The sequence below is a fragment of the Cognatiyoonia sp. IB215182 genome (assembly GCF_033963905.1).
Lineage (GTDB): Bacteria > Pseudomonadota > Alphaproteobacteria > Rhodobacterales > Rhodobacteraceae > Yoonia.
Genome location: NZ_JAXBMB010000066.1, coordinates 1 through 1,188, shown reverse-complemented (window position 1 = coordinate 1,188; position 1,188 = coordinate 1). Strand labels below are relative to the sequence as shown.

Genomic DNA, 1,188 nt, shown 5'->3' with positions numbered 1-1,188 from the left:
TGTCCAGCCCCATTTCTATGGGCCACCTTTGAGCCAGGTTTCTGGAACTGGCGGGCGCATGTTTAGGGCCTGATGGGGTCGGATCTGATTGTACTGCCTGAGCCAAGTATTGATGACGATCTGAGCCTGTTTGGTAGTGTGGAACCATTCTGCGTTGAGGACTTCCCGGCGAAGTGTGCCATTGAAGCGCTCGTTGTATCCATTCTCCCAAGGTGATCCCGGGTAGATTTGGATCGGCTTAATGCCTACCTTTCTTAGCCAGGTCTGCAGGGCCGTTGCGATGAACTCTGAACCATTGTCGGAACGGATGTATTCAGGCTTCCCGTGCCGCAATAAGAGTGGGTAGAGCGCATCCAGCACGTCTGCGCTGTTCATCTTCGGTTTGACCGCTACGCAGAGCGCCTCGCGGGTATACTCCTCCAGCACCGTGAGCATCTTGTAGCTCTGTCCGTTGCTCAGCTTGTCGTGAACAAAATCGATGCTCCAGATGTGATTGGGATATTGCGGTCGGAGCCGGATGATCGAACTGTTCTTGTGGTACAGCCGTTTGCGTTTCTTGTGCCGTCGCGGGAGTTGCAGGCCTTCTTCGCGCCACAGGCGTTCGATCTTCTTGTGATTGACGAACCAGCCTTCAACCCGCAGTAGTTCAGCGACCTTGCGGTAGCCATAGCGCCCGTACTGTTTGGCCAACCGGATCATCGCCAGGCGCAACGCCTCATCATCCTTTGGGGCAGCCCTGTATTGCAACGTACTCCGCGCCAGCCCGATCACACGGCAGGTGCGCCGTTCAGATGTTGCCAGCTTTTGTCGGATATGCATCACGGCCTGACGAAGCTGGTCTGCCGTCAGGCCTTCGGCTTTAAATAATCAAGGCTCTCCTTGAGAATGAGCTTGTCCAGTTCAAGCTCCGCCACGATCTTCTTGAGGCGATCATTCTCTTTCTGCAGCGCCCTTAGATTGGCCATCTCTGATCGCCCCATCCCACCAAAACGTTTGCGCCATGTGTAATAGGTCGCGTCACTGACACCAGCCGTTCTGCACGCCGTCGCAACATCCGAACCAGACGCCAGGCTCAGCTCAATCTCGCGCAAAAGCCGCAGAATATCTTCATCCGAATACCGTTTCCGCGCCATCAATCCTGCCTCCAACACTAAGCCAACTGTGGCACAGTTTTAGGGGGCTAAGACA

Annotated in this window: 2 protein-coding genes; both read right to left on the bottom strand. The window is 55.1% G+C overall.

Annotation, left to right across the window (positions count from 1 at the left end):
* Positions 1–15 precede the first annotated feature (15 nt).
* Positions 16–819 (bottom strand): IS3 family transposase, encoded by an 804-nt coding sequence (locus SLH47_RS26280; RefSeq protein WP_320244098.1) that lies wholly within the window; start codon positions 817–819, stop codon positions 16–18.
* A 26-nt stretch (positions 820–845) separates the two neighbouring features.
* Positions 846–1,133, bottom strand: a complete 288-nt coding sequence (locus tag SLH47_RS26275; protein WP_320244096.1) for a transposase — start codon at positions 1,131–1,133, stop codon at positions 846–848.
* Positions 1,134–1,188: the final 55 nt, after the last annotated feature.